The sequence below is a fragment of the Pseudomonas sp. NFR09 genome (assembly GCF_900111535.1).
Lineage (GTDB): Bacteria > Pseudomonadota > Gammaproteobacteria > Pseudomonadales > Pseudomonadaceae > Aquipseudomonas > Aquipseudomonas extremorientalis.
In genome coordinates this window covers 348,926-355,810 of sequence record NZ_FOIH01000008.1, presented here as the reverse complement: position 1 = coordinate 355,810, position 6,885 = coordinate 348,926, and the positions used below count along the sequence as shown (strand labels likewise).

Here is a 6,885-nt window from a genome sequence, read left to right as displayed (position 1 = left end):
ATGGTCTGCTTCGACAATTGCTGCAGGGAAACAGTGCGTTGTACCTCCAACGTGCGGCGGTCCCAGTCCAGGTATCTGTTTTCCATGTGCTGAAGGTTCTGCAGCAGGCCTTCACCCGCCAAAAGGCCCTGATAGGTGTCGCTCCAATTGCCCGGGCGCAGATACGCCGTAGTATCGCCTGTTTCCCATTGATAACTGCGCTGTGCGCGGGCGCAGACACCGACGGCCAAATCATAGAGTTGGTAATACAGCGCCGCGAGGCGGCCGGCCTGCCAGTTGAAGAGCGTCTGGCTGTTGAAGCGGGTGCTCAGCGTATCCAGGACCGCTTGGTTATAGGCCTGTTCCCGTTCTGTTTGCGCCGACTGTTTGTTCGCCACGGTGATCTGTTCCGTTGCTGAAAGGATCTGCGCGTCCAGTTGGGCAATGTCATGCGCGCTCTGGTCACGCAGGGCCTGCCACTCTTCGCGTCGGCGTGCATATTGCTCGGAAGCCTCGAGTTTGTTGGCTTTGCCGTTGTTGGATTGCGCATCCAGCTCCAGCACCTTTGCCGCCGCTTGGGCCAAGCCGCCAAACTCCTTGTAGCCGATGCCGTAGGCCATGCCAGCTGTGAAATGGGTTGGGATCTGGTTTAAGAGGGCCGCGGTGGTGGTCAGTGCGCCGGCGCTGAGTTGTTTGTCATTGGCGCTGGTGCGCAAATCCATGGCGCGTTGTTCGTTGTCGGTGATATGCCGGTCATACAAACCCTTGTAATGCAGTTGACGCTTCTTAACGCCGGCTAGGCTCGCCTGCAACGAGGCCAGGTTGTGTTCCAGTGACGCGATGTTCGCCAGATGCACTTCGTTGGCCATACCCAACAAGGCGCCCTGTTGGGTCTGTTGCAGTACCCCCAACGCATCGGCGTCGCGCCGCTCCAGGATGCCCTGCAAGTTGCTGCCAAACTGGATCACCTGTTGCACGGCCGTACGGGCGCGCTCCAGCAACAGCGGGAAGCGTTGGCTCCAAAGGCCCAGGCCGGCCATTGAGGGCGCCGGGTCGCTGCCATCCCCGGCTTGACGGGCCTGCTGCAGGGCGGTGGGGGAGACGGGTTCTTCGAACAGCCGCAAAATCAACGGCTGGCCGTCAAGTGAGAGGTTATTGCGCAGGTTGAACAGACGCTGCTCCACCCGCCGCCAGTAATCCAGCAAGGCGTCATCGAAGGGTGCCTTGAACGGGCCGTTGGTCACTTGGATCTGCCCAACCAGGCCGGGTGCCAGTGCCTTGGGGTTGTCATCGAACAGCTTTTCCAGGCGTTTCAGTGACACGCTGTTTTCGACACTCGCCTGACCCAGCGTCGGATCAGCCCAGTTCAGCAGCAGCGGCATGGCTGGCCGCTTACCCAGCAGTTGCAGGGCCTGGATATACCACATCTTGGCTTCGGTCAAACTGTCACGGTTTTGCTGGCGGTACAGATGGTCGCCCCGTGCGAGCAACAGTTCCAGCCAACGCAGGTACACGGCCAGCTTATAGTGCATGGGGTCGTTGGCGGCGATCAGGTCTGGGTCATAGGTGTTTTCCGGCGAGGAAGTGTTCCAGGTGGTGTCCTGCTGCAATGGCTGGACGTTCCAGAAGCGCGGTGTGCTGCCGATCATGTCGAGACTGCCGTCTTCCTTGCGATAGCCGGCGGGATTGAAAATGCGCTTGAACCAGCGCTCGGCCTCGTCGAAACGCTGCTCGGCCAGCAGCCGATTGGCGATCAGGAAAGGCACGTGGAAAAACAGCTCCCAGGTATATTGGCCTATGCCACCTTCGAAGCGCATGGGGGTATTGATGATTGTGCCGCCCCAATTCGATCCACTCGGGTCGACAGGGATGGCTTGCGTGTTCCAAGAAAGCAGCACGTCGGTGCCTTCCTGCATCCGTTGTTCCAGTAGCGGCCCTCCAAGGGTCGTCATCACATGCTCGGCACCGCCGTTGGTTCCGTTGGATCGTAGGTGAAAGATTTGACTGTGTCCCAAGCGCTTGGGAGAAGTCACCATCCACCAGTTGACGTTCGGCGTGAAGTTCGTGATTTTTGCGGGTTGATCGAAAACCGCTCGCACGAGAGGGACATCGTAGACAATACGCTCACTGTATTCGGGGAAGGTAGTTATCAAAAATAACCTAATCGTTATACCGTGATTCGACGCTATGACTTGCTGGCTATAACCTGTTGGCAAACGCACTCTTTTATTTGCATTCGTGCGGATCTCTATAGACGAATATAGAGGTTCAATGCCGCCGCCTTTTGTCAATGTAACAAAGTACGCATGGTCGTCGTGATTCTTGGGGGTAGATGTAAAAGACAATGCTCCACTCGTTATTCTAAAGTCAGTAAGAGTGGCGGTGTTGTCCTCGGCTCTCGCTGATGCCGCTACCGTCACGGTATCAATCGGGGGAGCCAAGCGAGCTTGGTATTTAAGTGGTGGAAACACTGGGTAGTTGGTATGCGTGGTGACGGATTCAATGTCATAGTTGAAATTGAACTCCCACGACTTACCGGGCGAGTCGATATGTTGTAGAAGTTTGTTTAAAAGACATAAGTAGCGCACGTTGGTGTTTGTTTCCTGTTGAACGAAAAACACACCCAATGGCCGATCTGCTGAGCTCCCTTCCTCTCTTAGTTCTGCTGCAAACAAACGTGTAGGGCTGACGAGATCCGTAGAAGGAATTAAATGTTCCAATGGATAGCTGCGCTGCGCCCATTGACCATTTGCCTGCAACGAAGCGAGGTGCAGCTCCCACGAGACAATTTCCCATGCCCGCACATCGTTTTCCGAACTACTGGCTTGATCAACCTGCAGTTTACGAATCTTTTTGTGTAACCACATCACATGGACCCGGTGATTGAAGTACACAATCGCTGGATCACCTTCTGCTTTGATAGGCACTTGGATCCTGGACCACTCACTCCAGGCCACAGGATTACGCAATCGACCGTTGACTCCGCCGCTGTTGCCATCAACATAGCGCCAGTAGTAGTCGCCATCCTGATCAAGCGAGCGACCCAAGAAATAGACCGGTGTGTCGCTCACATCCGGCTCGACCTGGTAGGCGCTGAACGACCTGATATCCAGCACAGCCCGCAACTCCCCCACATAATCGCGCATCGCCTGCTCAACCCGCTCTTCGGTCACCCGTCCCTGGTTGATGGTCTGCTCCAGGTTTTTGAACAGCGTGGTCTTGCGGTAACGCAGTGCCGGGTCCAGATAACTGGCCGGGTAGTGCAGCAAGAGTTGCAACCCGGCCCAAGTGGCATAACGCTTGTTGTAGGCGTCCCACTGGTCCAGGTAGCGGCCGGGGCGCGAAGCCTCTGCCATGGCGGGTAGGCTGACGCCGGGTTCCAGGTACTGGCGACAGCGATGGATATACAGCTGAACGCTGGCAATCGCCTCGGCAATCCGGCTGGTCGTGACCTGGCCGCTCACCTGCGGGTCCAGCAGCAGGTACTCGTAAAGGTCGTCGGCCGTTTTGATGTTTGTGGCGAGAGTACCCAGCCCACGATCAGGAATGACGTACTGCAGGTAGTAGCTCACCAGCGCATCGCGCTTGGTTTGGTTGAGCGAGTTTTCCAATGCGCTATTCATGATGCCTCCGGTTCAGGCGTGGGCAGCGGCGAGGATATTGGCAGCGAATTGTTCAAGCGTATTCTGATCGGGTATCAGTCCGGCCAACAGATCCAGGAGGCTCAGATCCGTCGGGGCCTGGCCCAGCTTCTGCCCCAGTTGCATGCGCGCGACGAGCGGGTACAGCTCACGAAAGCTCCTGGGCGAGACGCCTAGTGATTCCATGCAGCCGAGTACCTGGATTTTGTCCCAGCCATGTAACAGCGCAAGCTCCTGTGCTATGTCCGCGGGCGCCGTCCACTCGCCGGCCGCAGCGCGCTGCAAATACCGCCGCCCTTCGGCCACCGGCAGTACCAGCAATTTCTGCCAGTGCCGGTAGCGTGACAGCAGCAACAGCAATGGCAGGTCAGGAAGCGGCGGCAATAATTCGCCGGTCAGCAGCGAACGGGAAGGGCGCGGCATGATGAGTGCCAGGTCCTGCTCGCTGAGTTGCGCCCAATGGCACAGCAGGGCGAACTGGGCAATCAGGTTTGCATATTGCACCAACTGTGGGAGATCAGATTCCAGGGTAGATAACCCCCTCACCGGGCTACTGTAATAGGCTTGGATCTGATTCCAGAAGGTCAACACCGAGTAGCCGGTAAATGCCGGATTCATGCGAGCGGCAACGGCATCCATCCATTCGATCAGACGCAGGGACGTGCTCGGTTTCAAACCAAACTGCGCACCGATGTGCCGACACAGCAGTTCGAACAGCGCCTGCTCGCTGCGAGTATCACCGGGTTGTCCACTGAGTGTGCTGTAGATGTTCTGCAAAAAGCCTTGCAGCTCCGGTGTCGCGACCTGGCGGTAGTCGCGAGAGGTCATCACAATCAGACGGGCGGCATCCAGACCTTCGCGCCGCATCCAGTCCACCAGGTAACCCGTGCGTTCCAACGCCGCGAGCGCTGCCCCCACCGGACGCTCTTGCTGGCTGAGACTCTGAGCGATCACTCCCGGTGCATCCAGCAGATTCCACAACTGCAATGCTTCGTCCGGAGCCAGCCCAAACAGGCGTGGGATCGCCACCAGCCGATAGAGTGCGTCTACATGCGTTATATTCAGGGTGGGCAGGACATAGCCGATGGCGCCCCCATTATCGATGACTCCAGGCAGCAAGCGGGCCAGCATGATGAGCACATCGGCACTGATGCCCAACCCTCGGCACAATATGGCGCGTGCCGCCTGTGAAGGTGCGTCGTCGCGCGGTGGCGACAGGAACAGGCGCGTACTGAGAAAATCGTCGTTTCCAAACAACTCCCGGAAAAACGACTGCTCGCCCGGGCGGTGGTAGGTGTTGATCGAGCCGATACACGCAACGAAGGCATTGACGGAAAAACCGTAGCGTTCACGCAGCGGCAGGTAGACGGCCAAGGCTTGGAGTGGCCGGGTCAACGGGTAATCGGAGAGGTTGACCGCCGCCGCCACGATCAACCAATCGAGCTCTTCGAAGGTTATCCCGACGCGCCGCTGAAGCCGGATCACGCGATTGAGCCGTTCCAGATTTTGACCATGACGGTTGTACAGCCTGCTGGTCGCCGGGTTGTTGGCAGGCGGCGTCGCGGGGTGCCCTGCCCGTGTTCCTACGTACGCATACAGAGGGGGGGAGGGGTTGACGTCACTATCCCAGCCGTGAATGTAGCGGGCGCCGTACTTCTGCGGGGCAATCAACGGCCACTCCAGGGAGATTGGGCCGTTTGATACATATTGCCGAGGCCTGGGTCGGTAGGGGGGGGAATACCCAAGAACAAAGGTTAGAACAAAATCAGATCGGCTCAGCACTCCTGAGTCGATATCCAAGGTTATTCTCACTTCTCGCGTCACTCCTGCCGGCGTGCCGTTACTCCAATGGATCATGGGGTCGTCACTCGTGACCGATTCGTTTCCCCAGCGCATTTCAATAAAGAGTGACGCATCGTCCATATATGAATAGGTGACGGTATGCCGGGCATTTACCTGAGCCACCCAAGTAATCTGATCAGCCTCCCTATCTATTCTCATGTCGTAGATCGTGACTAAAGAATAGCCACCATCATCAGGCGAGTGATCGATCCTTAGTTCTACCGGTTTACGGTATTCGAGTGTGCGATCGCCCACATCTCTCTGAATGGCACCCACACCCAGTGCCTGCATCAACGTCTCCTGGTCCAGCTGAGTACGTTCCAGCAAGGACCGATCCTTCTGGATCGCTGTAATAGCGGCCTCCGACCCCACATGCGTCATGTCCGCAATTCGGCTCAAACCGTAGTATCGCCCGACTGTGGCCTGGGTGTTCTGCATGCCCTGCGTCAGTATCCCGAACTCCTCAGGCGATAACGCCAGCCGATCGCGCACGCAGCCCGGGGTCAGTACTTGGGTGATCCATGCATCAAAGGGGATAGATGAGAACGCGCGCGCTTCGTTATCGCCCAGCGTGGCCCATATTTCGGCTTGCGAACTCTTCAAGGCAGCCAAGCCCTGGCGGATCTGCTCGCTGGCATGGTTGTAAGGCAAGATCATCGGAAAAACCTTGGTACGCAGCTGTTCCTCGGCATCCCCCACCACGCCTTGCTCCAATACCTCCAGGATCAGGGTCAAGGTGGATATTTCTTGGTTCAGGTGGGTGTCACTCAACGGCAGGCGATTCAGGTCGGGGCGCCGCTTGTCCAGCTGCAAGCCGTGGGTGGCGGGATGCAACGGTTTGGCGACCCGGTACAGCGTCGTCAGGTAACTGCCAGGGGAAAACAGCGAGCCCACCGAATCGGGATGGGCATAGAGCAGGTTCCGGCCGAACCAATCTTGATAATTGCCGCTGGAGCCGATGGCGCGATCCAGCCACTCGGCATCATAGGCAATGCCCAGCTTGGCGATGGCCTGGGCGATCGGCTCGCCGCGTGCGGTCAACTGGCGATGCAACCGGGTCAAGGCTGCGGCGTGGGCTTCGGCCTGTTCAAAAAACTGTTGCGCCGCAGCCCGCTCGCGCTTCGCGGTTTTCTTTCCCAGATAGTTGGATATCGTCTCGGCACGGCCCTTACGGACGACGTCGAACACTGACTCGTAGCCCCGCTCGGCCAGTTGCTGGCGAAACGCTTTGATCTGAGCCACATCACTCTCGGGGGGCGGGGTGACTGCCGGTTGCGGCTTGTCTGCTGTCTTTACTGTCTTGTGGATGCGTGCGGGCGGCTTGGTCTTCGCTGCAGTAGCGCTGGGTGCGCTTTTCTTTGCCATACGTTTCTCCTGACGTACAACATTGCGCACACCGCGGTGGACCGTGCATTGAGTGGGT

General features: G+C 57.9%; 2 protein-coding genes. Both read right to left on the bottom strand.

The window, feature by feature from the left end; translation table 11 throughout:
* A partial coding sequence (locus BMX59_RS30240; protein WP_139212912.1) for a Tc toxin subunit A-related protein occupies nucleotides 1-3,602 on the bottom strand: 3,602 nt, incomplete at its 3' end.
* A gap of 12 nt (nucleotides 3,603-3,614) precedes the next feature.
* Nucleotides 3,615-6,827 (bottom strand): Tc toxin subunit A, encoded by a 3,213-nt coding sequence (locus tag BMX59_RS19795; protein WP_093124924.1) that lies wholly within the window; start codon nucleotides 6,825-6,827, stop codon nucleotides 3,615-3,617.
* Nucleotides 6,828-6,885 lie beyond the last annotated feature (58 nt).

Excerpts from the sequence above, each read along its gene's own strand:
- BMX59_RS19795 (WP_093124924.1), bottom strand. The coding sequence starts at position 6,827 with ATGGCAAAGAAAAGCGCACCCAGCGCTACTGCAGCGAAGACCAAGCCG.